This is a genomic window from Archangium sp. Cb G35, from assembly GCF_001896145.1.
GTDB classification, from domain to species: Bacteria; Myxococcota; Myxococcia; order Myxococcales; family Myxococcaceae; genus Archangium; species Archangium violaceum.
Map to the genome: position 1 here is coordinate 10,001 of NZ_MPOI01000017.1, position 26,523 is coordinate 36,523.

A 26,523-nucleotide genomic window follows, 5' to 3' on the forward strand; every position below is an offset into this window, starting at 1 on the left:
CTGGACCTGTTCGCGGATTCGCTCGACTTCTGCCTTCATCGACACCACGCGCGAGGAGATCTCCGCGTGCTGGCTCTTCGAGCCCGTGGTGTTCACCTCCCGGTGCATCTCCTGCACGAGGAAGTCCATGCGGCGGCCCGACGGCTCGCTTCCCGCCATGAGATGACGGAACTGCTCGAGGTGGCTCGCCAGCCGCGTCATCTCCTCGGCGATGTCCGTCCGCTCGGCGAAGATGGCCACCTCCTGGGCGAGCCGCTGCTCGTCCACGGAGATGCCTCGCGCCAGCTCGGCCACGCGCTCGGCCAGCCGATGGCGGTAGTCCTCCACCGACTTCGGCGCCATCTGGGCCACTTCCTGGCTCCACCGCTCGATGAGTCCGAGCCGGGCCTCCAGATCCGCACGGATGGCCTCGCCCTCCACCTGGCGCATCTGCTCCAGCGCGCTCAGGGCCTGGGCCAGCGCCTCCTGCACCGCCTGCGTGGCCGCCTCCACGTCCATCCCCCGCTCCTCCAGCCGCATCACCCCCGGCTGGTTGGCCACATGCGTCCAGGACACCTCGGCCATCATCCCGAGCGCCTCGGCTACCTGGCGGTAGGCCCGCGAGTACTCCCGCGCCAGTCCGATGTCCACCACCGGCACCGTCCCGGCCGCAGTCACCGTCTGCCTCTTGATGAAGACCTCCACCGAGCCGCGCGCGAGCCGGTCCTTCACCTGCTTCACCAGCGCCGCCTCCAGCGCCGCCAACTCCCGCGGCACCCGCGCCTTCACCTCGCAGAACTTGTGGTTGAGCGAGCGCAGCTCGACGGAAAACTCCTCGTCGCGCACCCGCGCGCGCCCCGCTCCGAATCCAGTCATGCTCTTCAGCATTGGCGGCTTGCTAGGCGCTTCCGGCCAACAGGTCAAGCCACCTGCGCGAATCCTCTCTGCTATGGTCCGCCCCCCGATGGTCTGGCACAAGCGGCTCGAGTTGTGGGCGAAGCTGGCACTCGCTCTGGTGGCTTCCGCCCTCCTCTGGCGTCCCGGCCGGCGGCGGATGCCCGGAACCCCCCTCCCCTCCCCCCGGCGCATCCTCCTCGTCCGGCTCGACAACCGGGTGGGGGAGGCCCTCCTCACCACCCCTCTCCTCTCCACCCTCAAGGCGGCATCCCAACCTCCAGCGGTCCATGTCCTCGTCCACTCGAAGGTCGCCCGCGTCCTCGCTGGCCACCCCGAGGCGGACCGCATCATCCCCTTCGACCGGCGTCTCCTCTGGCTCGGCGCCCTCGCCCCCGGCATCCGCGCCCTCCGGCGCGAGCACTATGACGTCGTCGTCGACTGCTCCAACTGGTCCACTCCCTCCGTTACCTCCGCCCTCATCTCCCGGCTCGTGGGGCCTCGCGCCATCGTCATCGGCCCCCACCAGTGGCCCGTCCGGTATCTCCACTCGCTCTCCGTCCCCGCTCGGGAAGATACGACCCGCGAGGTGCTCCAACGCGTGCACCTGCTCTCCCCCCTCGTTCCCGGCGCGCCCCGTGAGGCGATGTCCTTCCGGCCTCCCCAGGTCAGTGACTCGTTCCGCTCATGGCTCGACGCTGGCTCCAGTTCGCCCCGCGCCGTGGTCAACCCCGGTGGGAGACTGGGTTGGAGACGCATCCCTCCCGAGGCCTTCGCCGCCGCGGCCCGGGCATTGATCGCCTCCGGGCGCACTCCCATCGTCACCTGGGGCCCCGGTGAGGAGGAACTCGCCCGCTCCGTCGTCGCCTCCGCCCCAGGCTCCCAGCTCGCCCCTCCTACCAACATCGACGAGCTCGCGGCCCTCATGCGCTCCGCCGGCCTCACCGTCTGCAACAACACCGGTCCCATGCACCTGTCCGTCGCCGTCGGTGCCCCCACCCTCGGACTCTTCTTCCGCATGGACATGGCCCGCTGGGGACATCCTCTCCCACCCCATCGCATGGTCGACCTCACCCCCGTCGTCGACTCCGGGGGAGATCTGCCCGCTCGTGTCTTCGAAGAGGTGAGCGCCTTCGCCTCAGGAGTCCCGGTACGGACTTCAGCTTCCTGAGCTCAGTGGGCGCGATTCCTCGGGGAGTAACACCGGCACTCCGTCACGGATGGGGTACGCGCGGGCACAGGTGGCGCAGCACAGCTCGGACGGAGTGGTGCTCCCGGGAGGAGAACCCGAGGGGCGGATACCCTCACCCCGTCCCTCTCCCGGGGGGAGAGGGGAAATTGTGAGCGGGCCCTTGCAGCTCGGGCACGCCAGTGTCGCGAGCAGCCAGTCCGGGAGATTCATTCCTCCCCTCCCCTACTTCGTCCCTCGCTCCGCTTGCAGCCGCTGCGCGAGCTCCGTCGTGCTGTGATTCTTCGGATCCCCCGCCACCGCCACCCGTCCTCCGTAGGCCCTCACCTCGTCACCCTCGGGAATCGTGTCCGGCGTGTAGTCCGTCCCCTTCACGTGCACGTCCGGCTTCAACGCCCGGATGATGTTCCTCACGTTCGGCTCGTCGAACACCATCACCCGATCCGTACACGCCAGCGCCGCCACCATCTCCGCCCTCTCCCCCTCGGGAATGTGCGGCCGGCCCGGCCCCTTGTACGCCCTCGTCGAGGCGTCCGAATTCACCGCCACCACCAGGCAGTCCGCCAACTCCTTCGCACCCTCCAGGTAACGCACGTGCCCGACGTGGAGCAGATCGAATACCCCGTTGGCCAACGCCACCGTCTTCCCCTCCGCCCTCCAGCGCTCACGCTGCTCCACCACCTCCGCCAACCGCTGCACCTTGTCCAACGTCCTCACCGCGCACTCCTCAGCTCGCCCAACAGCTCGTCCCGCGCCACCGTCGCCGTCCCCGGCTTCTGCACCGCCAACGCTCCCGCCACGTTCGCCAGTCTCGCCGCGTCCCCGAAGCTCCCTCCCGCCGCCAGCCCGAGCGAAAAGGCCGCGATCACCGTGTCCCCCGCTCCCGTCACGTCCACCGCCTCCTTCGCCCCATGCACCGGAATCACGTCCAGCCCGCCCTTCGCATCGAAGAGCGCCATCCCGTGCCGGCCCCTCGTCACCAATAGCGCCTGGCACTTCAGCCGCTTCACCACCTCGTGCCCCGCCTCCAGCAGCTCCGCCTCCGTCCTCAACGGCCTCCCCACCAGCGAGTGCAGCTCCGGCTCGTTGGGCTTGCACACCGTCACCCCCGTGAACGCCGACAGGCTGTAGCGGCTGTCCACGCACACCGGCAGCCCTTCCGCCGCCAGCCTCCTCAACGCCTCCCTCATCTCCTCCCCCACCACCCCCGCTCCATAGTCCGACACCACCACCGCGTCCGCGTCCTTCGCCGCCTCCTCCACCCTCTTCACCAACGCGCGTCTCAGCTTCGGCGGCAACGGCCCCCGCTGCCCTCGATCCAGCCTCAACATCTGCTGCCGCGTCGTGTTCACCCCTCCCGCCAGGATGCGCGTCTTCGTCTCCGTCTCCACGCCCTTCGCACTCACCGCGCTCAGCTCGATCCCCGCTTCGGCGAACAGCTTCCGCAACGCCTTCCCCATCTCGTCCGCGCCCAACAGCCCCACCGCCGTCACCCGGCCCGACAGCGAACGCACGTTCGCCGCCACGTTCGCCCCGCCTCCCAGCTTCACCTCCGAGGATTCGTGACGCACGATCAGCACCGGCGCCTCCCGGCTCACCCGGTCCGTCTGGCCGTAGATGTAATGGTCCGCGACCAGGTCCCCCACCAGCAGCACCCTCCGGCGCGCGAAGGCCAACGCATACTGGGCCAAGGGGGAAGCAGTCACTCGGGCGGGCAACACGGCAGCCATGGCGGCGCGTTGTCCCACAGCAACTCCCCTTCCACAAGCCGACCTTTTCCTACCCGAGCCCGAGCGCCCGCCGGAGGTGCGACTCGCCCTCGAGCACATCCACCCCAAGCCTCACCGTCCACGTCTCGAAGCCTCCGGGCAGCCGCACCCGGTCCTTCTCCGTCGTCACCACCCGCGCGCCCAGGCCCGCCGCCCGGCTGCTCACCTCGTGGAGCTCCCGCTCGCTGAAGCGATGGTGGTCCGGAAAGAAGGCCGTCCCCCGAACGTCCGCCCCCAACTCCCCCAGCGTCCTCAGGAATCCCCCCGGCCGGGCAAGTCCCGCCAGTGCCAACACCGGCTGCCCCGACAGCGCCTCCACCGGGTGGAGCCCTCCCGCTGGATCCACCCAGGCCGTGGGCCGGTAACGCGTCCTCACGCATGGCGCCAATAGAGGTGGCAGCTCCGGCCCGGGCACCGCCGCGGCTCGCACCCAGAAGAGCGTCGCCCGGCGAAGTCCCGTGAGCGGCTCGCGCAATGGGCCTCGCGGCAACATCCGGCCATTGCCGAAACCCACCGCTTCGTCCACCACCACCACGTCCTCGTCCCTCGCCAGCTTCCGGTGCTGGAAGCCGTCGTCGAGCAGCACCACCTCCAACCCGAACTCGTCCCTCGCCCGGCGCGCCAGCGTCCGCCGATCCGCACCCACCAGCACCCTCGCCTCCGGACACCGGCGCGCCAGCAACAACGGCTCGTCCCCCGCCTCCTCCACCGAGGGCAACGGCCCCGCTCCCGTGAAGCTCAACGGCTCCTTCGAGCTCCGCCCATACCCTCGCGTCAGGATGCCCACCCTCCTCCCCTCCCGCACCAACAACTCCGCCAGGTACAGCACCGCCGGCGTCTTCCCCGTCCCTCCCACGTTCAGGTTGCCCACCGAGACCACCCGCAGCCCCTCCACCCGCTCGCCTCGCAGCACCCCCGCGTCATAGAGCGCTCCCCTCAGCCTCACCCCCGCTCCGTAGCCCCACGCCAGTACCTCCAGCGGTGCCAACGCCGCCCTCCGGCTCCACGGCTCCGGCTTCTCCGGGTAGAAGACCCGCTCGATCGCCGTCGGCGCCTGTGATTTCGGGGCGCCCTCGCTCACCGCTCCGCCCTCGCCTGCTCGTAGAGCGCCAGCACGTCCGCGGCGATACTCGCGTTGCTCGGGTGCTCCACCAGCGCCCTCGCTCCCGACTCCGACGCCGCCACCACCGCTTCTGGCGTCAACTCCTCCACCAGCACGTCCGCCAGCGACGGCAGGTTCCCCTCGTCCACCGCCACTACCCGGACTCCACACGCCCTCGCCTGCGCCGCCGCCCTCGCGCTCCAGTCGTTCCCCAACCCCAACACCCAGACCTCGTCCAGCGCCCTCAGCCAGCGCACGAACGCCTCGCCCTTCTGGTACCCCGCGAACGTCACCCCTTCCTCCAACCCCAGCCTCCTCACCTGCTCGCGCACCGGCTCCACCAACCCTCCATCCCCCACCAACACCAGCCGCCCTCCCGCCTTCTTCTGGCGCAACCTCGCGAAGGCCTCCACCGCCAGCTCATGTCTCCTCGAGGCCTGGAACGTCGACACCATTCCCACCAGCGGCTCCCCCTTCAGTCCCAGCTCCCTCCGGAGTTCCTCTCGGTCCTCCGCGGGACGGAACAGCGGATCCACCAGCGGCGGCAGCACCCTCACCCTCTTCCCCACCAGCTTCGTGATGAGCGATGACGAGGGCACCGTGTACGCATCCGCCGCCGGCAGCGAGGCCCGCAGCGACCTCGGCGCATGCACCGAGCGGATCAACACCGCGCCCCCCGGCCTTCCCCAACGCGCCACCAGGTGATCGTGCGTGAAGTGCGCGTGCACCACGTCCACTTGCATCCGCCTCAGCCGCCTCGTGTCTCCCCACACCTTCCACGGCGGCGACTTCACCGAGAGCTCCAGCCCTCCCTCGTCCAACAGACCCAAGGCCTCGAACCTCGGCGCTCCCGGCTCCTCCGAGCTCACCTCCGTCCGCCGGCGATCCACCGCCACCGTGACCTCGTGCCCCGCTTCGCGCTGCGCCAACGCCAGCAACGCCACGTTCTCCGCGGGGCCACTCCAGAATGGACTCGCGAGCAGGTGCAGGATTTTCATCGCTGGTTTCCTCCGGAGGCCAGCACGGTGACGGGCACCCTCACCCCGTCCCTCTCCCGGAGGGCGAGGGGTGATTGGGATTGGGGGGCACGGGGTGATGCTTCTTCGCCAGGGCGTTCGCCATATGCTCCACGTTGCGCTGGCTCGCTCCCGATATCTGTCTCACCGTCGCCCTCGCCAACTCCCCCAGCGAACCCACCGTCTCCGGCTTCGCCAACAGCTCCGTCATCACCCGGTACAGCTGCTCCCCATCCTTCACCTGGATGCCTCCCCTCCCCACCAACACCTGCACGCTGTCCCGGAAGTTCTCCATGTGCGGACCGAACAACACCGGCTTCCCCTGCCCCGCCGGCTCCAGGATGTTCTGCCCTCCCCTCGTCGTGAACGATCCGCCCACGAACACCAGCGTCGCCAGCCGGTACGCCCTCGACAACTCTCCAATCGTGTCCAGCACCACCACCTGCCCTCCCTCCTCGTTCCCCTTCGAGCGCAACCCCGCGCTCAGCCCCGCCTCCTTCACCAACCCCACGATCCGCCCCGCTCGCTCGATGTACCTCGGCGCGATCACCAGCCTCAGGTCCGGGTGCGCCTCCAACAACCGCCGGTACACCCCCAACAGGTGCTCCTCCTCACCCTCGTGCGTGCTCCCGGCGATCCACACCCGCTCCCCCACCTTCAACCCCAACGCGCTCCGCAGCGTCTCGTCCTCCTGCCCCTGATCCGCCACCGCCAACGCGTCGAACTTCGTGTTCCCCGTCACGAACACCCGCTCGCCCGGCGCCCCCAACCCCAATACCCGCTCCGCCTCGTCCTCCCCCCTCATCAGGAACAGCTCCATGTCCCTCAAGGGGTTGCCGATCAGCCCGAAGAACAGCCGGTACTTCCCCTGCTGCGCCGGAGAGAACCGCCCGTTCGTCAACACCACCTTCCCTCCCGCCCGGCTCGCCGCGCGGATGAGGTTCGGCCAGATCTCCGTGTACTCGAGCACCAGCAGGTCCGGGCCAATCTCCTTCACCGCCCGCCGCGTCGCGCCCCACAGGTCGTACGGCGCGTACACCACCCCGTCCACCTGCTTCGCCAGCCGCTCGCGCCCCATCATGTAGCCCGAGTTCGTCATCGTGGAGAGCACGATGCGGCACCCCGGAAAGCGCGCCCTCAACGGTCCGAACATCGGCGAGAGCGCCAACAGATCCCCCGCGCTCGCCCCGTGCATCCAGATGGTCGGCCCCGGCCCCCGCGCGGGCAACTCGCCCTCCGCGTAGAAACCCAGCCGCTGCCGCAGCCCGTGCCGCGTCTTGCGGTGCAGCGACAACACCGGGAACAGCACGGCGAACAGCACATAACTGGCGAGGACGTAGAGCAGTCGCATGGCACCCGGGCCTCGCCCCTCTACCAGATGCCGCCCCTCCCGACAGCACACATCCCCCTTCCTGCTCTTCCCTCCAAAACCTTCAACCCAGAATCTTTCTCAGAATTTGGGAAAACAGGATAAACAGAACTTATCAGCAATCCTTGAAAATGTCGGACCCCTCGTGCACAGTGTTTTCCATCCTTGAGGCACAAGGATCAGGAGGCAGCACAGTGGCGAATCGCATCCGTGGAGTAATGGGAGTTGCGGCCCTGTCGTTGATGATGGGCGCCTGCACCGAAGGCAGCACGGCTGAGAACAACAAGCCCGGGGCGGTCCGGACGTTGGCGTCCGCGCTCGGCAACAACGTGGTGGACGCGGACAAGGACGGCGTGGCCCGTTTCATCACCGGTGACCTGGGCGCCCTGCCCGAGGCCGGCCTCACCGCGGACCTGAGCCCCGTGCTCGCCACCATCGCGCCCCAGTTCAAGCTGGACGCGGGCAACCTGACCCTCAAGCGCTCCTACACGGATGCGCAGGGTGACACCCACTTCCGCTATGCGGTGAGCCACAACGGCCGGGCCATCTACGGCGGCGAGCTGCGCCTGCACGCGCGCGGCGGGAAGATCATCGCGGCCAACACCAACGTACGCGGTGACCTGGTGGGCCCGGTGAAGGCCTCCATCGCCCCCGAGGCGGCCCTGTCCGCCGCCGAGCAGGACCGCGAGGCCCCCCAGGCCGCCCGCTTCGCCGGCTCGCCGGAGCTCTTCTACTTCCGCAACGGCGACAAGCTCGCGCTGGTGTACGAAGTCCGCCAGACCGGTGAGCAGGCCGACGGTACCCCCGTGGACGACTCGGTGCTGGTGAACGCCGCCGACGGCTCCGTGCTGCTGCGCATCCCGCACGTGCACACCGGCCTCAACCGCAGGCTGTACGACGGCAAGACGCTGTCCACCCTGCCCGGCACCCTGACCCGCTCCGAGGGCCAGGAGCCCGTGGCCGACGCGGTCGTCAACACCAACTACGACCACCTGGGCACCGTCTACAACTGCTACCAGAGCCTGTACGGCCGTGACTCCATCAACAACGCGGGCGCCACGCTCATCAGCACCGTGCACCACCGCGTCAAGTACGTGAACGCCTTCTGGGACGGCACCCAGATGGTGTACGGCGACGGCGACGGCGTCACCGCCTCCAACCTGGCCAACTCGCTGGACGTGACCGCCCACGAGCTGACCCACGCCGTGACGGACAACGAGTCGGACCTCATCTACTCGGGTGAGTCCGGCGGCCTCAACGAGTCCATGTCCGACATCTTCGGCGCCGTGTGCGAGTGGTACGGCGACGGCAAGGTCGTCAGCCCGCGCACCTGGCTCATCGGCGACGACGTGTGGACGCCGGCCACCCCGGGCGACGCCCTGCGCTACATGGCCAACCCCACCCAGGATGGCACGTCGCTGGACTACTACCCGGACTACGCCGCGGGCGTGGACGTGCACTACAGCTCCGGTATCTCCAACCTGGCCTTCTACCTGCTGAGCGAGGGTGGTACGCACCCGAAGGGGAAGACGACCCAGGCCGTGGCCGGCATCGGCATCGAGAAGGCCTCGCGCATCTTCTACAAGGCCAACGCGGACCTGATGACGCCGAGCACCACGTTCGAGCAGGCCAAGGTCGCCACCGAGCAGGCCGCCCAGCAGCTGGGCTACGACGCGGCCACCATCGCCTCGGTGACCAACGCCTGGAAGGCCGTGGGCGTGGGCGTGCCCGTGCCTCCTCCGGTCAGCATCCCGGTCGAGAAGAACACGCCGATCTCCGACATCTCCGGCGCCCGCGGCGCCAAGGCGTACTACAGCTTCCAGGTGCCCGAGGGCGCGACCGATCTGGAGGTCAGCATCTCCGGTGGCACGGGTGACGCGGACCTGTACGTGCGCTTCGCCAACGCGCCGAACACCACCCAGTACGACTGCCGTCCCTACAAGTCCGGCAACGCGGAGAGCTGCCTCTTCGCCGCTCCGGCCCAGGGCACCTGGTACGCCATGCTCAACGGCTTCAGCGCCTACTCCGGCGTGACGCTGAAGGTCACCTGGAAGGGTGGCTACATCCCCATCACCAAGGGCATCCAGCTCAACGGCCTCTCCGGCGTGGCCGGCTCCGAGCAGGTGTACAAGCTCGAGGTCCCCGCTCCCGCCAACGGCAACCGCAACATCCACATCCGCATCTTCGGCGGCTCGGGCAACGCGGACCTCTACGTGCAGCACGGCTCGGCGCCCAGCCACTTCGAGTACGACTGCCGCGAGGTGAAGGAGCACAACAGCGAGAACTGCAACCTCAACAACGCTCGCCCCGGCAACTACTACATCAAGGTCTTCGGAGCGAAGGGCGGCTACGAGAACCTCTCGCTGAGCGCCGACTACAACTGAGTTGATCGCACAGTGACACGGCGGCCGCTCTCGCTCACGCGGGGGCGGCCGTTTCACTTTGCGGGGTCACGGCGGGGAGGACAGGGACGGGCACCCTCACCCCGTCCCTCTCCCGGAGGGCGAGGGGAGGTTGGGTCAGGGGACCTGGGTTTTTTGTGCTGGCAGGACCTTCACCGGGCTCGGCGATATCCAGGGGCGCCACTGTCTTCCGAAGAAGCGTCCCGGTGCCTCCACCCACGCTTCCACCTGCACCGCCCCCTCCTCCACCAGCTCCACCGACCTTCCATCCGGTCTCAACCTCCCCGCCCCTCGGACCTCGATTCGCACCCGCTCACCGGCTCCCGGTGGCAGGTGCACCGTCAGCACGTCTCCTACTTGGGCCTCACGTCTCTCCGTTTTCAGGCCCTCCAACGTGAAGCCCTCGGGCTCCCCCAACGCACGGAAGGCGCAGACGGCGCCTCCTCCCGCCAGGCCCTTCACCACCAGGTCCGCCGCGGCCCGCGCGTCCTCGGGGAGCTTCCGCACGTCCGGCAGGTACATCGCCAACGCCCGGAAGACGTCCTCGTACCTCGGCAAACCGTGCGCGTCGTGCGCGCACAGCGCCACCCGCGGCTTCTCCCGCTCGAGTGCCAGCAGCTTCTCCATCGGCTCGGGACCCGGCTCGGCCAGGAGCATCACCCCGTGCACCGGATTGCCGAACGATGCCCCCACCGCCGGCAGCAACCGGCTGAACGGATTCCGCACCGCATCCCGGAAGAACGTGTCCGCCGAGTAGAGCTCGAAGCCATCCGCCCGCCGCGCCGCCTCCTCGTGGCTCCACGGGTTGCGTTTCTGCACCGGGTGCGCGAGCACGCTCACCCCACCCGCCTTCTCCACCGCCGCCTCGGCTTCCCCTCCGTCCATCCACTTCTGGAAGCCCTCCAGCGGACGCCGCAGGCCGAACGCCACGAGGTGCCCATGTGCCGTGGACAGCTCCACGCCCGGCACCATCAATACCCCGTCCACGAAGGCGGGCTCCCGCGGGGCCACGTCGTTGTGGTCCGTGAGCACCACGAAGTGCAGGCCCGCCGCCTTCGCCGCCGCGGCCACCTCCTCCACAGTGCCCCGCCCGTCCGAGCGCACCGTGTGCACGTGGAAGGCCCCTCGCACCCAACCCGGCCCCTCCGTCTGGGACGCCACCACCGGGTACTCCGCGTACGAGGCCGCCAGGGTGAAGAACCCCGCCACGCCCAGCACCAACAGCACCAGCCCCAGCAGCGCCCGGAGCAGCTTGCCCACCACCACCGCGGGTTTCACGCCGCTCCCCGCTCCGGTGCCGCCGTCTGCAGCGCCCACAACGCCGCGTAGCGGCCTCCCGCCTTCAACAGCTCCGCGTGGCTGCCCCGCTCCACCACCCGCCCCGCCTCCACCACGCAGATGATGTCCGCGTCCACCACCGTCGACAGGCGATGGGCGATCACCAGCGCCGTCCGCCCCGGCAGCACCGCCGCCAGCGCCGCCTGCACCTCGCGCTCACTCTCCGGATCCAGGCTGCTCGTCGCCTCGTCCAGCACCAGCACCGGCGCCCTCGACAACACCGCCCGCGCGATGCACAGCCGCTGCCGCTGGCCTCCGCTCAGCTTCACCCCGCGCTCGCCCACCCGCGTCTCGTAGCCCTCGGGAAGCGCCCGGATGAAGCCGTCCGCGTTCGCCACCCGCGCCGCCGCCTCCACCTCCTCGCGCGTGGCGTCCGGCCTCGCGTACCGCAGGTTGTCCAGCACGCTGCCCGAGAAGAGCAACGGCTCCTGCGTCACCAGCGCGAACTTCGCCCGCACGCTCGCCGCCGTGTAGCCGTCCACGTTCACACCGTCGAAGGACAGGTGGCCCTCCTGGGGCCGCTCGAAGCGCAGCAGCAGGCTGGTGAGCGTGCTCTTCCCTCCACCGCTCGGCCCCACCAGCGCCACCACCCTGCCCACCGGCAGCTCCAGCGTCAGTCCGTCCAGCGCCCGCCGCTCCCCGTACGAGAAACGCACGCCCTCCACCTGGATGCCCTTCTTCAGCGCCGGGGCCTCTACCGCTCCCGGCACGTCCTCCACCGGGTGGCGCAGGTCCAACAGAGAGAAGAGCCGCTCGCCCGCCGCGCCCGCCTGCATCGCGAACTGCGTCACCCGGCCCAGGTCCTTCACCGGCTGGTACACCAGCACCACCGCGGTGAGGAACGACAGCAGCGACTCGGGCTCCATCGCGTGCGTAGCCGCCGCGTAGGCCAGCGCTCCCGCCAACGCCGCGGCCGCCAGCACCTCCATCACCCCAGGCACTCCGCCTCGCGCCCACGCGGCCCGCACCAGCGCCTCCTCGTGCGCCCGCGCGTGCGCCGAGAAGCGCGCCAGCTCCGCCGCCTGCCCGTTGAAGGCCTGGATGGTGCGCATGCCGCCCAGTCCCTCCTGCAACTGCCCCGCGAGGTGACCCAGCTGCACCTGGCCCTCGCGCGTGCCCTTCAGCGCCTTGCGCGTCAGCTTCGAGGCCGGCAGCGCCGCCAGCGGCAGCACGCACAACATCAACCCGCCCAGCATCGGGCTGATGGACAGCGCCACGCCCGCCAGCACCACGATCTGCAGCGAGTCCCTCAGGTACGAGCCCACGGTGTACATGGCCGCCTGCTCCACCGCCTGCACGTCCGCGGAGAAGCGGCTGAGCAGATCTCCCATCCGCTCGCGCGCCAGCTGCGCGGGCGACAGCGAGGTGAGCCGGACGAACACCTCCCGCCGCAGGTCCGCCACCACCTTCTGGGCGAAGAGGCCCATGAAATAGAACTGCCCGAGGTACCCCACGCCCTTCACTACCCCCACCGTCAGCACCACCACCGGGAAGCCCCAAAGCACGGCCTCGCGAGACAGGCTCGACAGCCACGGCACCGGCTGCGCGCCACCAAAGCCCTCCTCGCCTCCCGACAGCAGGAAACGCAGCGCCGGGCCCATCAGGTACGCGTACGCGCCCGTGGCCAGCCCCACCAGCGCCATGCACGCGAAGGCCGTCACCAGCACCCCCACGTGCGGCCGGGCGTACCCCAGCAACCGCCTCAACGACGTCCACATCACGAAATCACCGGCCCACCTTGCGCAGCGCGGCCTTGGCGAGGTTCGCGTTGGGATTGAGCTCGAGCACCTTCAACAGCTTCTTGCGCGCCCCGGACGCATCGTCCATCTCGCTGTCGATGATGGCCGAGATGATGAGCGCCCGCTCCAGGTACGGGTTGAGCGAGAGCGCCTTGCGCAACACCTTCTGCGCCGCCTTGGCCCGGTCCTCCTTCGGCCCCGTGCCGGCCAGGAACGTGGCCCACGCCAGGTACGAGTAGTACTCGGGCTCCTGCGGGTTGAGCGTCACCGCCTCCTCGAAGTGGATGAGCGCCGAGCGGAACTGCTTGCGCTTCAGCGCCGCCTCTCCGCGCCGCAGGATGATCTCCGCGTCCACGTTCACCGTGGTGGAGCGCCCCACGTCCATGCGCGACATCAGGTACTGCAGGTACGCCTTGCGCTTCTCCTCCACCGACAACACCCGGTACGCCGCCGACAGCTTCTCCTGCACCGACTCCAGCAGGTCCTTCATCTCCGAGGTGTCGAACTCGGCGTAGCTGTCCGGATGGAAGTGCGTGGCGAGCTCGTGGTAGGCGCGCTCCACCGCCTCGCTGTCCGCGGCGATGTCCAGCCCCAGGCAACGGAAGTAGCTGCCGGTGATGATCTTCACCGCGCCGTCCCGCAGGTTCGTCTCCGTCTCCGGCGGCAGCGGCTTGCGCTTGCGCGGGGCGATGGACTCCTGCACCGCCACCACCTCGCCGGGACCCGCCGCCACCGGCGTGGACGAGAAGCTCACGCAGCCCGCCAGCTTGAGGAACCACAGCAGCGAGTACCCGCGCCGCAGATCTCCCCGCCCGTGCGCCAGCAGCTCCCTCAGCGGGATGCGCCCGTTCACCTGCATGGCGATCTTCAGATCGTCCGTGTTCAGCCCCAGCTCGGCCAGGTCCTTGCCGAACTCGGGCGTGCGCACCGGGAACTCCGCCTGGTGCGCGCGCAGCGGCGCGGCCATCACCTTGAGCGGAATGGCCCGCCGCGCCCCATCGAGGATCGGCGCCAGCGCCGGCGTCTCCACCGTGGCCACCTCGGCCTGGTACTCGTCGCCCGGATAGAAGGCGTAGCGGCCCTCGCGCATGCCGATGACCTGGGCCAGCCGGTCCGTCGTGTAGTCGCGCAGCAGTTGCAGCAGGTCCTCGCCCGCCGCCTCCACCCCCGCCTCCGCCAACGCCGCGCCAATGCGCAGCCCCGAGCCCAGCGCCTGCACCACCCGCTCCGCCTGCGCCTCCGTCACCACCTTGCGCTGCAGCAGATAACTGGGCAGGGCGTCCTGGCGCGCGCTGGAGTCGTAGTTCACCGCTCCGCCCCGGGCGAAGAACACCCGCCGCGTGAGATCCCTGTACGCCACCACCAGCACGCCATCGCGCTGCATCCGGTGCAGGGACACCAGCAGCGAGGGCAGCGGGAAGCCCTTGAGGTCGCCGCTGACCACCGCCGGACGCGAGAGCAGCGCCCGCACGCCCTTGAGGGGCGCCGCGGAGTTCGCGGCCACGGCCGCCAGCGACTGGAGCTTGCCCACCAGCTCGCCGGGCTTGAGCGGGTCCGCCACGTAGGCGTTCACCTTGAGGTCCAGCACCGAGGCCACCCCGCGCGCCCGGCCCAGGTGCCCCTTGTCGATGGCCACGATGGGCACTCGCGCGCCCTGGCTGTGGTTGCGGATGAGGTGGCCCACGTGCGCGCCCTCGAGGCGCGGCAGGTCCACGGACACCACGACCATGTCCGGGTTGTCGGCGACGAAGTGCTCCATCGCCGAGCCGGGGTCACTCACCGCTCGCACGGTGTACCCTGCTTGAGACAGCAACCCGGTCAGGTGCTCCAGAGTGGGCGGATGGCTCTCGGCCAGAAGAAGCGTCTTCAAGGGCCGCCGAGTGTACACATTCGGCCCGCTCGCATCAGGGGTATCCGTGCTCTCTCGCTCGCGGCCCCCTTCCTCCGCCTCCCGGAAACCGCTTACCCGGTTGCCCAGGGAGAAACCGGGCGCTCCCGGAGTGAAAGAGTTCAGGGAGAGCACCTCGCCCACCGTCCATGTGCAGGAGTCCGGGATCCTTGAAATCGGTGCGGGGACAGCCCCACCCTGGGAAAGTCGGGAGCGAGACATGGAGACAGAGACCACCCCCTGGCGCGGCTACACCCTGCGGCGGGCCCGCCCCGAGGAGCTGCCCGCGCTGCCGGACATCGAGAACCTCGCCGCGCAGCAGTTCCTCCAATCCGCCCATCCCTTCGCCGCCGGGCTGCCCGCGCAGACGCTCGAGCAGCTCCAGGAGTACCAACGGCACGGGGGCGTCTGGGTGGCCGCCACGGAACAGGGGAGCCTCGCGGCCTTCGTCCTGTGCAAGGAGGTGGATGGCGCGATGTTCATCGGGGAGATCGACGTGCACCCGGCCCATGCGCGCCAGGGACTGGGCCGGGCCCTCTTCGAGGTGGTGAAGCGCCAGGCGCTCGAGCGTGGCCATCCGGCGGTGCTGCTCACCACCTTCCGGGACGTGCCGTGGAACGCGCCCAACTACGAGCGCTGGGGCTTCCGCATCATGCGGGACGAGGAACCAGGCCCCGGGCTGCGCGCCATCCGCGAGCAGGAGACCCGCGCGGGACTCCCCGCCGCGAGCCGCGTCTGCATGGTGCTCCCACTGGACGCGACACCCGGCTACGGTCCCCGCGACCCATGATCGAGCTCCTCCTCCACAACCCGCTCCTGCTGCTGTTCGTCGTGGTCGGTATCGGCTACCCGCTGGGACGCGTACGGGTGGCGGGCAGCTCGCTCGGTGTCGCCGCGGTGCTGTTCGTCGGCATCGGCATCGGCGCGCTGCACCCCGACCTCAAGCTGCCGGAGATCATCTACCTGCTCGGTCTGGTGCTCTTCGTCTACACCATCGGCCTGAGCAGCGGCCCGTCCTTCTTCCGCTCCTTCGGGCCTCGTGGGCTGAAGTCCAACCTGCTCGTGCTGGGCATGCTGGCCCTGGGGCTCGGGCTCACGCTGGCCGCGCAGCGCCTGCTGGGGTTGCGGCCCACGCTCGCGGGAGGACTGTTCGCGGGCTCGCTGACGAACACGCCCGCGCTCGCCGCCGAGCTCGAGTTCCTCAAGCTGCGCGCTCCCCACGACACACAGGCCCTGGCGGATCCGGTGGTGGGCTATTCCATCTCCTATCCCCTGGGCGTCATCGGCGTGCTGCTGGCCATCGGCCTCACGCAGTTGCTGTGGAAGGTGGACTACAGCGCCGAAGCCGAGCGCACCCCCGAGCCCGGCTCCGCCCACCAGCCGCTCGAGGCACGGGTGGTGAAGGTGCTCCGCGCGCCCGAGGAGCCCCTGGGCGTGCTCATGCAGCGCCTGGGCTGGGACGTGATCTTCGGCCGGCACCAGCGGGGCGGCCACCTGAGCATCGCCGACCTCTCCACCCGGCTGCAGCCGGGGGACCTGGTCACGGTGGTGGGCCCCGCACGGGAATTGGATGAGGTCGCCGCAGGGCTCGGCGAGGTGAGCCAGGAGCCGCTGGCGCATGACCGGAGCGTGCTCGACTACCGGCGCATCTTCGTCTCCAACCCGGAGGTGTTCGGGCGGCGGCTGGCGGAACTGAATCTCCCGGGACGATTCGGCGCGGTGGCCACCCGGCTGCGGCGCGGCGACGTGGACATGCTCGCCCAGGAGGACACCGTGCTCGAGCCGGGCGATCGGCTCCGCGTACTCACCCGGCGGGACAGGCTCGATGAGGTCAGCCGCTTCCTCGGCGATTCGTACCGGGCCATCAGTGAGATCGACATCCTCAGCTTCAGCCTGGGGCTCGCCCTGGGACTGCTGCTGGGCGCGGTGCCCATTCCCCTGCCCGGCGGCGTGGACCTGAAGCTGGGCTTCGCCGGTGGCCCGCTGGTGGTGGCACTGGTGCTCGGATGGCTGGGACGCACGGGCCGCTTCGTCTGGGGCCTGCCCTACAGCGCCAACCTCACCCTGCGGCAGATCGGCCTGGTGATGTTCCTCGCCGGGGTGGGCACCCGCTCCGGCCATGCCTTCTTCTCCACGCTGACCCAGGGCGGAGGACTCTCGCTGCTCGTCGCGGGCGGCGTCATCACCTTCACCGTCTCGCTGGCCACGCTCGTGCTCGGCCACAAGGTGCTCGGCATCCCCATGAGCGTGCTCACGGGCCTGCTGGGAGGCCTCCAGACCCAACCCGCGGTGCTCGGCTTCGCGCTGGAGCAGACGAAGAACGATCTGCCCAACGTGGGCTACACCACCGTCTACCCGCTGGCCACGGTGGCCAAGATCATCCTCGCCCAGGTGCTGCTGGCGATGCTGCTGTGAGCCTCACCCCCAGCAGATGTCGTACTCGCTATCGAGCGCGGACGTCTGGCGGCCCCGCACCTTCAGCCCGAGTACCTTCGTCTTCTCGAGCAGCTCCAGCAGCACGCCCTCGTGGAACGGATAGGGGATGAAGGTGCGCTCCATCTTGAAACGGGCATGCGCGGGCTCCACCCATGACAGCTCGTACATGCCGAAGCTCAAGGCGATCCGGTACACCACGGGGAGGCAGTCCAGCAGGCGCCGTGCGTCGCTCCCGTGCATCACCCCCAGGGCCCTGCCCGCCGAGGACTCCCGGAAATCCGCCGCCGCCCTCCGGCCGAGCTGCCTCAGCGACTCCTCGATGTCCCCGTACCTCGCCGACAGCAATTGCACCGCGGTGGTGGCCATCCGGAGATAGGTGGCGATGGGGTAGCTGAAGAGCTCCACGAAAGCCGTCTCGCCACTGGCCTGGAGACACTGCCGCGCCGCTTCCGCGCCCCCCAGGTCCTCCATCGCCTTCAACAGGCCGATGCAGAACACGCCTCGCGCGGTGTCGGCCGGCGTTGCCAGGGAGATCCGCCGCGAGAAATCGCGCTCCCAGTGCTCCCGGGAGAACCGCGGTACATCTACCCGCTCTTGCTGGTTCATGTGTCCTCCCCCCATCCGTGCACCCCGGCGAGGTTTCCATGAGCGGGTCTCGAAGTCATGAAGCACCGACAAGCGAATCTTCAGCCATGCGACAGGTGCTGCCGCTCAAAGCATGAGAAACATCAGCTCCTCGTCGACGTACGTGTCACCAACGCGCAACGCGCGCTTCTCCACGCCGTAGGACTGGAAACCCAGGGCGAGGTACAGGGCGCGGGCCGCACCGTTGCCCACCACCACCTCGAGGTGGAGCTGTTCGACGCCGCCCATCTTCCTGCCGGCGTCGATCGCCGCCTCGAGCAGGCGCCTGCCGATGCCTCGGGACTGATACTCGGGGGCGACGAACATGCCCCAGATGCGGGCCTTGTGCGCCGCCTTGCGGAAGGAGTCGCGCCGCAGGCCCGTCATCCCCACCAGCTTGTCGTCCACGAAGGCGCCGAGCACGAGGTTCGTCGAGGGAGACTGGCTGTCGAGCCGGGCCCGCACCACGTCGAGGGGGACGTTCTCCTCTTCCTCGGGAGAGGAGGCGAAACAATCGGGGTGATCCCGAAGCGCCCGGAGCCGGAGGGACCAGAAGGCCGCCGCCTCCGCGGGGAGCAGGGTCCGGATGATCGGTTCGCTGGGAAGAGCCATACCGGGAGCCTGCTGCGTCCGGGGGTGTGCCGTCTACTCCGGCGAAGTCCCGCGCGACGCCTGGACGACTGGAGCATCCGAGCGGAGCCCTCGACCCCGGAGCCGCCCGATGCCCTCCCCTTCCGCCTCGCGCACGAGCCTGGCCCTCCTGTTGCTCCTCTGTACGTCCTTCGCGGCCCAGGCGGCGGAGGCCACCCCCGAGGCCTTCCTGGCCACGCACAACACGGAGGCGGTGAGGCTGAACCAGGCGGCCATGGGCGTGCTGCTGGGCTGGGCGGTACTGAACATCGGGACGGGGACCGTGGGGCACTTCACCACCGAGGGCGAGCGGAAGGCCTTCTGGCAGGCCAACGCGGCCTGGAACGTGGTGAACCTGGCCATCGGGGGTTTCGGCCTGTACGGGCAGCTCACCGCCACGCCGGAGACATGGGACCTGGCGCGCGGCCTGGCCGAGGGGCAGAAGATGGAGAAGCTCCTCCTGCTCAACGCGGGCCTGGACGTAGGCTACATCGCCTTCGGGGGCTTCCTGCTGGAGCGCGGGCTGCGCACGGACTCGGCGCAGCTGCGCGGGTGGGGAAAGAGCCTGCTGCTGCAGGGCGGATTCCTGCTGCTCTTCGACGTGGTGCTGTGGGGACTCAACTGGCACCTGAACTCGCAGCTCACGGCGCGGCTGGTGCCCGCCCCGAATGGTGTGGGCCTTCTGCTGACGTGGCCTTGAGCGGCGCTTCGGTTAGGATGCGCGCCGCTTCTCATGTCCACCGCCCCCCAGATTCTCGTCGTGGCCGGCGAGGCGTCCGGTGACGCCCACGCCTCCGAGCTCGTCGCCGCCCTCAAGGCCCGCCGTCCGGACCTCACCTTCTTCGGCATGGGAGGCTCGCGTCTGGCCGCCCAGGGAGTGGAGCTGCTCTACGGCGCCCACGAGGTCAACGTCATGGGCATCACCGAGGTGCTGCCCAAGATTCCGCGCATCCTCCAGGTGATGGGCGGACTGGCCCGTGCCGCCGCCGAGCGCCGCCCCGTCTGCGCCATCCTCGTGGACATCCCCGACTTCAACCTCCGGCTCGCCGCCCGCCTCAAGAAGCTCGGCATCCCCGTGGCCTACTACGTCTCGCCGATGATCTGGGCCTGGCGCCGCGGCCGGGTGAAGACGATCGCGAAGCTCGTGGACCGGATGCTCTGCATCCTCCCCTTCGAGGAGGATTTCTACCGGGAGGCCGGTGTCGCCGCCCGCTACGTGGGCAGCCCCGTGGTGGAGCAGGTGCCCTCCCCCGCCAGTGCCACCGCCTTCCGCCAGAAGCTCGGCCTGCCCGCGGAGACGCCCACGCTCGCCCTGCTGCCGGGCAGCCGCATGAGCGAAATCCGCCGCATCCTCCCCAGCATGGTGGGCGCGGCGAAGCAGCTCGTGTCCGAGCGTCCCGGGCTCCAGGTCGTCGTGCCGGTGGCCCCCACCATCCCGCGCGAGGAAATCCTCTCCCGCTTCCAGGGCAGCGGCGTGCAACCGGTGCTGGTGGAGGGCCGGGCCCCCGAGGTGGTGGGCGCCAGCGACGCGGCCATCGTCGCCTCGGGCACCGCGGCCCTGGAGGCCGGGCTGATGCAGCGGCCCATGGTGGTGGTGTACCGCGTCTCGCTCGTCACCTACCTCGTGGGCCGGATGATGTTGAAGGTGGCGCACGTGGCACTCGTCAACCTGCTCGCCGGCCGCCGGGTGGTGCCCGAGCTGCTCCAGGGTGACATGACCCCCGAGCGCATCGCCGGGGAAATCCGCCGTTTGTGGGTGCCAGGCACACCACGCGAGGAGATGCTCCAGGGATTGGAGGAGGTCCGCACGCGGCTGGGAGAGCACGGGGCCGCCGGCCGCGCCGCCGAGTCGGTGATGGAGCTGCTCCCCCCCGCCCAAAAAGTCTAGCAGCGGACCCCCCGCCGCTCTGCTATGTCCCGCCGCGCGATGAATCCAGCGCTGGTCTGCATCCCCACCTACAACGAGCGGGACAACCTCGAGCCCATCACCCGCGCGGTGCTCGCGGCCGATCCTCGCGTGGACATCCTCGTCGTCGACGACAACTCGCCAGATGGCACGGGGAAGATCGCGGACGAGCTGGCGGCCAGGGAGCCGCGCATCCGCGTCCTGCACCGCGAGAAGAAGCAGGGATTGGGGCGTGCCTACCTCCATGCCTTCCGCGTGGCGCTCGATGCGGGCTACCAGTACATCATCGAGATGGACGCGGACTTCAGCCATGATCCGCGCTACCTGCCCAACATGCTGGACATGGCGCAGGGGGGCGCGGACCTGGTGCTGGGCTCGCGCTACGTGAGCGGCGGCGGCACCGTCAACTGGGGCACCGGCCGGAAGATCATCAGCCGGGGCGGCTCGCTCTACGCGCGCACCATCCTCGGCGTGGACGTGAGGGACCTGACCGGCGGCTTCAAGTGCTTCAACCGCCGGGTGCTCGAGAGCATCGACCTGGAGGCGGTGCAGAGCACCGGCTACGCCTTCCAGATCGAGCTCACCTACCGCACCCTCAAGAAGGGCTTCACGGTGAAGGAAACTCCCATCGTCTTCGAGGACCGCCGCGTCGGTCAGTCCAAGATGAGCCGGAAGATCTTCCTCGAGGCCCTCACGATGGTGTGGAAGCTGCGCCTCACCGTGTAGAGGGGCACATGCTTTCCGAGCAGCTCTCCCTGTTTCTCGTGTCGCTCCCGGCGGTCCTCTTCGTGGTGGACCCGATCGGAGTCGTGCCCATCTTCCTGGCGATGACGTCGGGGGACTCCGAGGAGAAGATCCGCAGCACCGCGCGGCGGGCGTGCGTGGTGGCGTGCTCGCTGCTGGTGTTCTTCGCCGTCTTCGGCGGCGTCATCTTCAAGGTATTCGGCATCTCGCTGGGCGCCTTCCGGGTGGCGGGCGGCATCCTGCTGCTCATCACCGCGCTGGACATGCTGCGGGCGCGGCCCTCGGAGACGCGCACCACCCCGTCCGAGCAGGCGGAAGGTGAGACCAAGGATGACGTGGCGCTGGTGCCGCTGGCGATGCCGCTGCTGGCGGGCCCGGGAGCCATCGCCACCGCCATGGTGCTGATGGCCCGCGGCGGCGACAGCCTGCTGTCCGCCGTGCCCGTGCTGCTGGCCATCATCATCACCTTCGTGACGAGCTACTTCGTGCTGCGTGCCGCCGGCTTCGTGCAGCGCGTGCTCAAGCAGTCCGGCGTGGCCATCCTCGAGCGCGTGATGGGCCTCATCCTGGCGGCCATCGCGGTGCAGTTCATCGCGGACGGCGGGAAGGACCTGCTCCGGTAGCGAGAGCAGGTCCGGGCGGCTCAGATGCTGGAGGACACCCAGGCGCCGCCTTCGCTCTTCATCACCGCGCCCTTGGCCTCGCCGCCCAGGGACAGCTCGTCCGGGGCCGCGCGCTGCGCGTCGTAGATGTAGCCGCCCACGCGCGGCTGGAGGTAGAGCACCACCGCGTCCGTGGTGATGTTCTGCACCACTTTGTAGTTGGCACCGCCGCACGTGGGCTCGTCGCTCGCGAAGAGCCGCTCCAGCATGGCCTCCTCGGGCCGGCGCACGAAGACGAGCACCTGAGAAGGAGCGTCATCCTCGTCCGACGCCAGCCCGGCCAGCAGTTGCTGGGGCACCTGCTCGCGCATCAGCGCCTGGACCAGCTCACACTTGGCGGCCTCCTCGTCCGGGCGGATGAGGGAGGCCTTGGAGCGCATGCAGCCAGTGGCGGCGAGGGCCAGCAGAGCGGGCAGCACGAGTCGCTTCATCCGTCGGTTCTCCTTGGGGTGCATCACAGCTTCCGCCACTGCGGCGGAAAGGGGGTGGAGGCCAGGGCCGGAGGCTCGATGGCCAGGATGTATTCGGCGCGCCGGTTGGCGGCCTCGTCCGTCTCGTCCTGCGTGGGCACGCGCGGGGACTGCTCGCCGAAGCCCTCGTAGAAGATGGGCAACTTCAGGCCCCGCTTGCGCAGGTACGCGGCGATGATCCGCGCCCGCTCGAGCGACAGCTTCCGGTTGGAGTCCGTGTCCCCCACCGTGTCGGTGTGCCCGAGGATGTAGAGGCGCAGCTCCGCGAAGCGGCCGTAACGCGTCACCGCGCCGGCGATGAGCGTGTGGCTGGCGTCCAGCTTCCGCCGCTCCGCCGCCGGCACGTCCGCCTTGCCCGAGGCGAAGTTGACCTCCTCATGCGGGATGTCCACCCGCCACGGGAAGAGGTCCATCCCCGTGTAGAAGTCCGCGGTGTCGAAGGCCTTGAGCGAGATGCGCAGCACCTTGCCCTCCGCCTCCGGCCACGTCACCTCCAGCGGCTGGCCCGCGGGCGCGCCGTCGAAGGGCACCTCGCCGTCGAAGGCCGTCTTGCCGGTGTCCATCAGCACCGTCACCTGCGCGCGCGCCGCGGGCCGGGACAGCGTGAAGCGCAGCTTGCGCCCCGGCACGTCCACGTCCTCCGGCACCACCGTCATCTTCAACGGCCCCAGCAGCTCCGCGTCGAAGGACAGGGGGATGGAGGCCTCCTCCGCGTCCGGGAAGCGCACCACGAGCTCTCCCTCGTAATGGAAGCGGCCCTCGGGCTGCTCCAGCGGGAGGGCTCGCGTCGTCCCCGGCTTGCCTCCACCCTTCACCCTCACCTGCTGGCCGTCACCACGATCGAGCTTCAGCTCGAAGCCGGCGATGGGCTCCTCGATGTGCACCCGCAGCTCCGGCAGCCCCTTGCCCACCGCGGCCCGGGGCTGGAGCGACACGCGCACCGCGTCCGCGAGCGCGCACAGCGGGGTCAAGGCAAGGCACAGCAGCAGGAGACGGACGTTCATGCGGGGTGGCGACCTCCGGACAAGGCCAACCCTGGCCGGAGCGTGTGTTTCGGTGCAACGCGGACCCGGGGGGAAGCACGGAATAGTGTCCGGAACAGGCCCTTGGGCGGCGAGCATTCCACACAGTGGTGTGAATTGACGACCCTCACCCCAGCCCTCTCCCAGAGGGAGAGGGAGCATGCACGGTGAACAACCAGGGGGGCGTGGCACCCTCACCCCGTTCCTCTCTCAGGGGACTCCCACGAGGGTGATGCCCGCCTTGTCCGCCCCTCGGAAGAGCTCCGGCGCGTCCAGCAGCACCGTCTTGCCTGCTTCCAGCGCCAGTACCTTCGCTCCTACTTCCTGCATGACTTCCAGCGTGCGCGGGCCCACCGCCGGAAGATCGAACCTCAGGTCCTGCCCCGGCTTGCACCGCTTCACCACCACCGCCCCCGCTCCACCGTACTTGCCACCCCGCCGGATGGCCTCGTCCGTGCCCTCCACCGCCTCCAGCGCCAGCACGTGCCCGTTGTGCACCACCACCGTCTGGCCCACGTCCGCCTGGCCCAGCAGCGTGGCCACCTCCCGGCCCAGCGTCACGTCCTTCTCTTGCGCGGCGTTCAGCCGAGGCCCCGCCAGGTGTCCCTCGGGGCACAGCGCCTGCGCCAGCCAGTCCGTGGGCGCCACGATGGTGATGCCATGGGACTCGAAGTAGTCCGCCACCGCGCGCAGCAGGGCGTCGTCCCGGAAGCTGCGCAGGCGCGAGATGATGCGCACCGCGCCCAGGTCCGGCCGGGCCTCCGTCAGGGCCCGCACCCGGCCGATGCCCCCGGCCATCGCCGCCCGCTTCACCCCTCCCTTGCGGAAGGCGCGGACGATCCGGTCCACCTGACCCAGCTTCACCCACGTCAGCTCGGCGACCTCCGCCTCGAGCGAGGGATCCACCTCGCCCCGGTGGGCCACCGCCACGACCTCCAGCCCCTGCTCCCGGGCGGCGCTCGCGAACAGGAAGGGCAACCGTCCGTTGCCCGCGATGAGGCCGATGCGCTCCACGTTCACGTCAGCGCGTCAGCCCGCGCTTGCTCTGGCTGACGAAGTTCAGCAGGTACTCGATCTCCGAGTGCCCGCCCATCTCCGCCTTCAGCTGGGCCACCGCCTCCGCCAACTGCAGCTTCGAGCGGAAGAGGATCTTGTAGGCCTCCTTGATGCGGCCGATCTGCTCCTCGTTGAAACCGTGCCGCTGCAGGCCCACCACGTTGAGGCCGGCCAGCTCCGCCCGGTCTCCCTGCGCCGTGCAGTACGGGGCCACGTCCATCACCACCATGGAGCCACCCGCGATGAAGGCGTGCTTGCCCACCCGGGTGAACTGGTGCACCGCGGACAGCGCACTGATGATCGCGAAGTCCTCGATGAACACGTGCCCGGCCAGCGCGGCGCTATTGGCCAGGATGCAGCCGTTGCCCACCACGCAGTCATGGGCCACGTGGCTGTAGGCCATGAAGAGGTTGTTGTTGCCGATCCGCGTCACTCCGCCGCCACCGGCCGTGCCGATGTTCAGCGTCACCGACTCGCGGATGGTGTTGCCGTCACCGAGAATCAGCTCGGTGTCCTCGCCGGCATACTTCAAGTCCTGGGGCGCCGCGCCCACCGAGGCGAACTGGAAGATGCGCGTGCGCTCTCCGAGCGTCGTGCGCCCCTCGATGACGACATGCGGGCCCACTCGCGAGCCCGCGCCAATCGTCACCTTCTCGCCAATGATGGAATAGGGACCCACCTCCACTGTCTCGTGGAGACGAGCCCCGGGGTGGACCACCGCGGTGGGGTGAACCTGCGCCATGGGTATCTACCTCGTACCTTTTCAGGAAGCGTCGGCCGTGGAGCCGCCCGTGCCCTTGTTCTTGTCCACCACGGTGGCCAGGAATTCACCCTCGGCCACCTTCACGCCATCCACCGTGGCCGTGCCCTTCGTCTTCCAGATGGCACCCTTGTGGCGGATGACCTCGATGTTCAGCTGAAGCCGATCTCCCGGCACCACCGGCTTGCGGAAGCGCGCCCCGTCCACCCCCATGAGGTACGTCACCATGTTCTTGGGGTCCATGTTCTCGGTCTTGTACGCGAGAATGGCCGTGGCCTGCGCCAGCGCCTCCAGGATGAGCACTCCCGGCATCACCGGGTGCCCCGGGAAATGGCCGTTGAAGAACTCCTCGTTCATGGTGACGTTCTTGAACGCCACCAGCTTCTGGCCGGGGACGATCTCCACCACCCGGTCCACCAGGAGGAACGGATAGCGGTGCGGCAGCAACTGCTGGATCTCCTGGATGTCCATCATCCGGCCTTCTCCTTCTTCTCGAGCGTCTCGACCCTGCGGCGCAGGGTACGCACTTCCTTGAGCAGGTCGCTGATCTGCCCGAGAGCGGCCGACATACGCAACCATTCCCTGTGGGGTACGGCCGGGCTGCCGCTGACCACCTGCCCGTCCTCCACGTCATGGGCCACGCCGGACTGGGCGCCCACCTTGGCCATGTCACCCACACGGATGTGGCCCACCACGCCCACCTGCCCCGCCAGCACCACGCCCATGCCCAGCTCCGCCGAGCCGGACACGCCCGCCTGCGCGCAGATGAGCGACAGCGGGCCCACCTTCACGTTGTGGGCGATCTGCACCAGGTTGTCGAGCTTGGAGCCCCGGCCGATGACCGTTTCGCCAATCGTCGCCCGATCGATGGTGGTGCAGGCCCCCACCTCCACGTCGTCCTCGATGCGGACGATGCCGGACTGGGGCACCTTGTAGTGCTCCGGGCCGTTCTCGCCCTCGGGGTTGAACGCGAAGCCGAAGCCGTCCGCGCCCACCACACACGAGGCATGGAGGATGACGCGCGCGCCCACCTGGCAGTGCTCGCGCACGGTGACGTTGGGGTAGAGCAGGCTGTCCTCGCCAATGCCCGAGCCCTCGCCCACGTAGACACCGGGGAAGAGCACGGCGCGAGCGCCCACCGTGGCGCCCTTCTCCACCGTGGCGCCCGCCATCACCGTGGCCTCCGGGTGCACGCGCGCCTCCGGGTGCACGTGCGCCCCGGGCCGCACTCCGGCCGGGTACGAGGGCCTCGGGTGGAAGAGGCTGGAAATCTTCGCGAAGGCCAGGTGCGGATTGGCCACCCGCACCAGGGAAACGCCCTCGCGAGGCTCGGCATCCTGCGTCACCAGCACGGCCGAGGCCCGGGTGGCCTCGAACTGCTTGCGGTAGCGCGGATTGCCGTAGAAGGAGAGCTCGCCCGGACCCGCCTCGGCGAGTCCGTTGAGCCCTGTAATCAAGAGGCCGGCATCTCCGACGAGCTCGCCGCCCACATGGGTGGCGAGTTCACCGAGCCGGCGCGGGGTGATGG

Annotated in this window: 26 protein-coding genes (1 of these 26 running past the window's edge); 8 read left to right on the forward strand and 18 right to left on the reverse strand. The window is 69.5% G+C overall.

Annotated elements, in window-relative coordinates; all coding sequences use genetic code 11:
• Positions 1-867 carry the 5' portion of a YicC/YloC family endoribonuclease gene (locus BO221_RS42250; RefSeq protein WP_073566608.1) on the reverse strand. Its footprint begins 12 nt before the window's first position, so the window shows 867 of its 879 coding nt (coding positions 1-867); its start codon is at positions 865-867; its stop codon lies off the left edge, out of view.
• 76 nt (positions 868-943) lie between these two features.
• Between BO221_RS42250 and BO221_RS42255 the strand changes: the two genes are divergently transcribed.
• Positions 944-2,044, forward strand: coding sequence for a glycosyltransferase family 9 protein (locus tag BO221_RS42255; protein WP_073566820.1), 1,101 nt, complete (start codon positions 944-946; stop codon positions 2,042-2,044).
• Here the strand turns inward: BO221_RS42255 and BO221_RS57730 are convergent.
• The 6 genes from BO221_RS57730 to BO221_RS42285 are packed head-to-tail and all read right to left on the reverse strand — an operon-like array spanning position 2,033 to position 7,300.
• A complete protein-coding gene (locus BO221_RS57730) occupies positions 2,033-2,275 on the reverse strand; it encodes a Trm112 family protein (RefSeq protein WP_073566609.1) in 243 nt (80 codons plus the stop codon). The two genes, BO221_RS42255 and BO221_RS57730, sit on opposite strands and share 12 nt — an antisense overlap.
• A 12-nt stretch (positions 2,276-2,287) precedes the next feature.
• On the reverse strand, positions 2,288-2,779 hold the full coding sequence (locus BO221_RS42265) for an adenylyltransferase/cytidyltransferase family protein (RefSeq protein WP_073566610.1): 492 nt from the start codon (positions 2,777-2,779) through the stop codon (positions 2,288-2,290).
• Complete coding sequence (locus tag BO221_RS42270; protein ID WP_073566611.1) at positions 2,776-3,792, reverse strand: bifunctional heptose 7-phosphate kinase/heptose 1-phosphate adenyltransferase; 1,017 nt, start codon at positions 3,790-3,792, stop codon at positions 2,776-2,778. The genes BO221_RS42265 and BO221_RS42270 overlap by 4 nt, the downstream gene beginning before the upstream one ends.
• Positions 3,793-3,841: 49 nt before the next feature.
• Positions 3,842-4,912 (reverse strand): tetraacyldisaccharide 4'-kinase, encoded by a 1,071-nt coding sequence (gene lpxK / locus BO221_RS42275; RefSeq protein ID WP_073566612.1) that lies wholly within the window; start codon positions 4,910-4,912, stop codon positions 3,842-3,844.
• Entirely contained in the window at positions 4,909-5,931 is a 1,023-nt protein-coding gene (locus tag BO221_RS42280) for a glycosyltransferase (protein WP_073566613.1), read from the reverse strand. Before BO221_RS42280 ends, lpxK begins: the two co-directional genes overlap by 4 nt.
• A 40-nt stretch (positions 5,932-5,971) precedes the next feature.
• A complete protein-coding gene (locus tag BO221_RS42285; protein ID WP_073566614.1) occupies positions 5,972-7,300 on the reverse strand; it encodes a 3-deoxy-D-manno-octulosonic acid transferase in 1,329 nt (442 codons plus the stop codon).
• Between the two features lie 236 nt (positions 7,301-7,536).
• On the opposite strand from BO221_RS42285, the gene BO221_RS42290 reads away from it, so the two are divergent.
• Positions 7,537-9,702: a M4 family metallopeptidase gene (locus BO221_RS42290; protein WP_073566615.1), complete on the forward strand. Its 2,166-nt coding sequence runs from the start codon at positions 7,537-7,539 to the stop codon at positions 9,700-9,702.
• Positions 9,703-9,837: 135 nt separating this feature from the next.
• Here the strand turns inward: BO221_RS42290 and BO221_RS42295 are convergent, their stop codons facing one another.
• Genes BO221_RS42295 through BO221_RS42305 form a run of 3 tightly spaced genes read right to left on the reverse strand, consistent with a single transcriptional unit; the run spans position 9,838 to position 14,667 of the window.
• Positions 9,838-10,998, reverse strand: a complete 1,161-nt coding sequence (locus BO221_RS42295; RefSeq protein WP_073566821.1) for a PHP domain-containing protein — start codon at positions 10,996-10,998, stop codon at positions 9,838-9,840.
• The gene (locus BO221_RS42300) at positions 10,995-12,776 is read right to left on the reverse strand and encodes an ABC transporter ATP-binding protein (RefSeq protein ID WP_073566616.1); all 1,782 of its coding nucleotides are present in this window, start codon (positions 12,774-12,776) and stop codon (positions 10,995-10,997) included. The genes BO221_RS42295 and BO221_RS42300 overlap by 4 nt, the downstream gene beginning before the upstream one ends.
• A 7-nt stretch (positions 12,777-12,783) precedes the next feature.
• Positions 12,784-14,667 carry a DUF4388 domain-containing protein gene (locus BO221_RS42305; RefSeq protein ID WP_073566822.1) on the reverse strand — a complete coding sequence of 628 codons (1,884 nt, stop codon included), beginning with the start codon at positions 14,665-14,667 and terminating at the stop codon, positions 12,784-12,786.
• A 238-nt stretch (positions 14,668-14,905) separates the two neighbouring features.
• Between BO221_RS42305 and BO221_RS42310 the strand changes: the two genes are divergently transcribed.
• A complete protein-coding gene (locus BO221_RS42310; RefSeq protein ID WP_073566617.1) occupies positions 14,906-15,475 on the forward strand; it encodes a GNAT family N-acetyltransferase in 570 nt (189 codons plus the stop codon).
• On the forward strand, positions 15,472-17,100 hold the full coding sequence (locus BO221_RS42315; protein ID WP_073566618.1) for an aspartate:alanine exchanger family transporter: 1,629 nt from the start codon (positions 15,472-15,474) through the stop codon (positions 17,098-17,100). Before BO221_RS42310 ends, BO221_RS42315 begins: the two co-directional genes overlap by 4 nt.
• A 3-nt stretch (positions 17,101-17,103) precedes the next feature.
• On the opposite strand, the gene BO221_RS42320 is transcribed toward BO221_RS42315, so the two are convergent.
• Together BO221_RS42320 and BO221_RS42325 are read right to left on the reverse strand one after the other, a co-directional pair.
• Positions 17,104-17,727 carry a DUF2378 family protein gene (locus BO221_RS42320; protein WP_073566619.1) on the reverse strand — a complete coding sequence of 208 codons (624 nt, stop codon included), beginning with the start codon at positions 17,725-17,727 and terminating at the stop codon, positions 17,104-17,106.
• Positions 17,728-17,832: 105 nt separating this feature from the next.
• Positions 17,833-18,357: a GNAT family N-acetyltransferase gene (locus BO221_RS42325; RefSeq protein WP_073566620.1), complete on the reverse strand. Its 525-nt coding sequence runs from the start codon at positions 18,355-18,357 to the stop codon at positions 17,833-17,835.
• Positions 18,358-18,466: 109 nt separating this feature from the next.
• On the opposite strand from BO221_RS42325, the gene BO221_RS42330 reads away from it, so the two are divergent.
• From BO221_RS42330 to BO221_RS42345, 4 genes are read left to right on the forward strand one after another with little or no spacing between them, the layout of a single operon-like run.
• Positions 18,467-19,075 carry a hypothetical protein gene (locus BO221_RS42330; protein WP_073566621.1) on the forward strand — a complete coding sequence of 203 codons (609 nt, stop codon included), beginning with the start codon at positions 18,467-18,469 and terminating at the stop codon, positions 19,073-19,075.
• A gap of 33 nt (positions 19,076-19,108) precedes the next feature.
• Positions 19,109-20,263 carry a lipid-A-disaccharide synthase gene (lpxB, locus tag BO221_RS42335; protein ID WP_073566622.1) on the forward strand — a complete coding sequence of 385 codons (1,155 nt, stop codon included), beginning with the start codon at positions 19,109-19,111 and terminating at the stop codon, positions 20,261-20,263.
• Between the two features lie 39 nt (positions 20,264-20,302).
• Entirely contained in the window at positions 20,303-21,007 is a 705-nt protein-coding gene (locus BO221_RS42340) for a polyprenol monophosphomannose synthase (RefSeq protein WP_073566623.1), read from the forward strand.
• 8 nt (positions 21,008-21,015) lie between these two features.
• Positions 21,016-21,648, forward strand: coding sequence for a MarC family protein (locus BO221_RS42345; RefSeq protein WP_043409618.1), 633 nt, complete (start codon positions 21,016-21,018; stop codon positions 21,646-21,648).
• A gap of 20 nt (positions 21,649-21,668) precedes the next feature.
• On the opposite strand, the gene BO221_RS42350 is transcribed toward BO221_RS42345, so the two are convergent.
• From BO221_RS42350 to lpxD, 6 genes are all read right to left on the reverse strand, one after another.
• The gene (locus BO221_RS42350; protein WP_073566823.1) at positions 21,669-22,118 is read right to left on the reverse strand and encodes a hypothetical protein; all 450 of its coding nucleotides are present in this window, start codon (positions 22,116-22,118) and stop codon (positions 21,669-21,671) included.
• Between the two features lie 23 nt (positions 22,119-22,141).
• A complete protein-coding gene (locus tag BO221_RS42355; protein WP_073566624.1) occupies positions 22,142-23,161 on the reverse strand; it encodes an OmpA family protein in 1,020 nt (339 codons plus the stop codon).
• 228 nt (positions 23,162-23,389) lie between these two features.
• Entirely contained in the window at positions 23,390-24,193 is an 804-nt protein-coding gene (locus BO221_RS42360) for an LpxI family protein (protein WP_073566824.1), read from the reverse strand.
• Between the two features lie 7 nt (positions 24,194-24,200).
• Positions 24,201-24,977: an acyl-ACP--UDP-N-acetylglucosamine O-acyltransferase gene (gene lpxA, locus BO221_RS42365; protein ID WP_073566625.1), complete on the reverse strand. Its 777-nt coding sequence runs from the start codon at positions 24,975-24,977 to the stop codon at positions 24,201-24,203.
• A gap of 21 nt (positions 24,978-24,998) precedes the next feature.
• Positions 24,999-25,469 carry a 3-hydroxyacyl-ACP dehydratase FabZ gene (gene fabZ, locus BO221_RS42370; RefSeq protein WP_369866019.1) on the reverse strand — a complete coding sequence of 157 codons (471 nt, stop codon included), beginning with the start codon at positions 25,467-25,469 and terminating at the stop codon, positions 24,999-25,001.
• Complete coding sequence (gene lpxD, locus BO221_RS42375) at positions 25,466-26,521, reverse strand: UDP-3-O-(3-hydroxymyristoyl)glucosamine N-acyltransferase (protein WP_073566826.1); 1,056 nt, start codon at positions 26,519-26,521, stop codon at positions 25,466-25,468. Before lpxD ends, fabZ begins: the two co-directional genes overlap by 4 nt.
• Positions 26,522-26,523 lie beyond the last annotated feature (2 nt).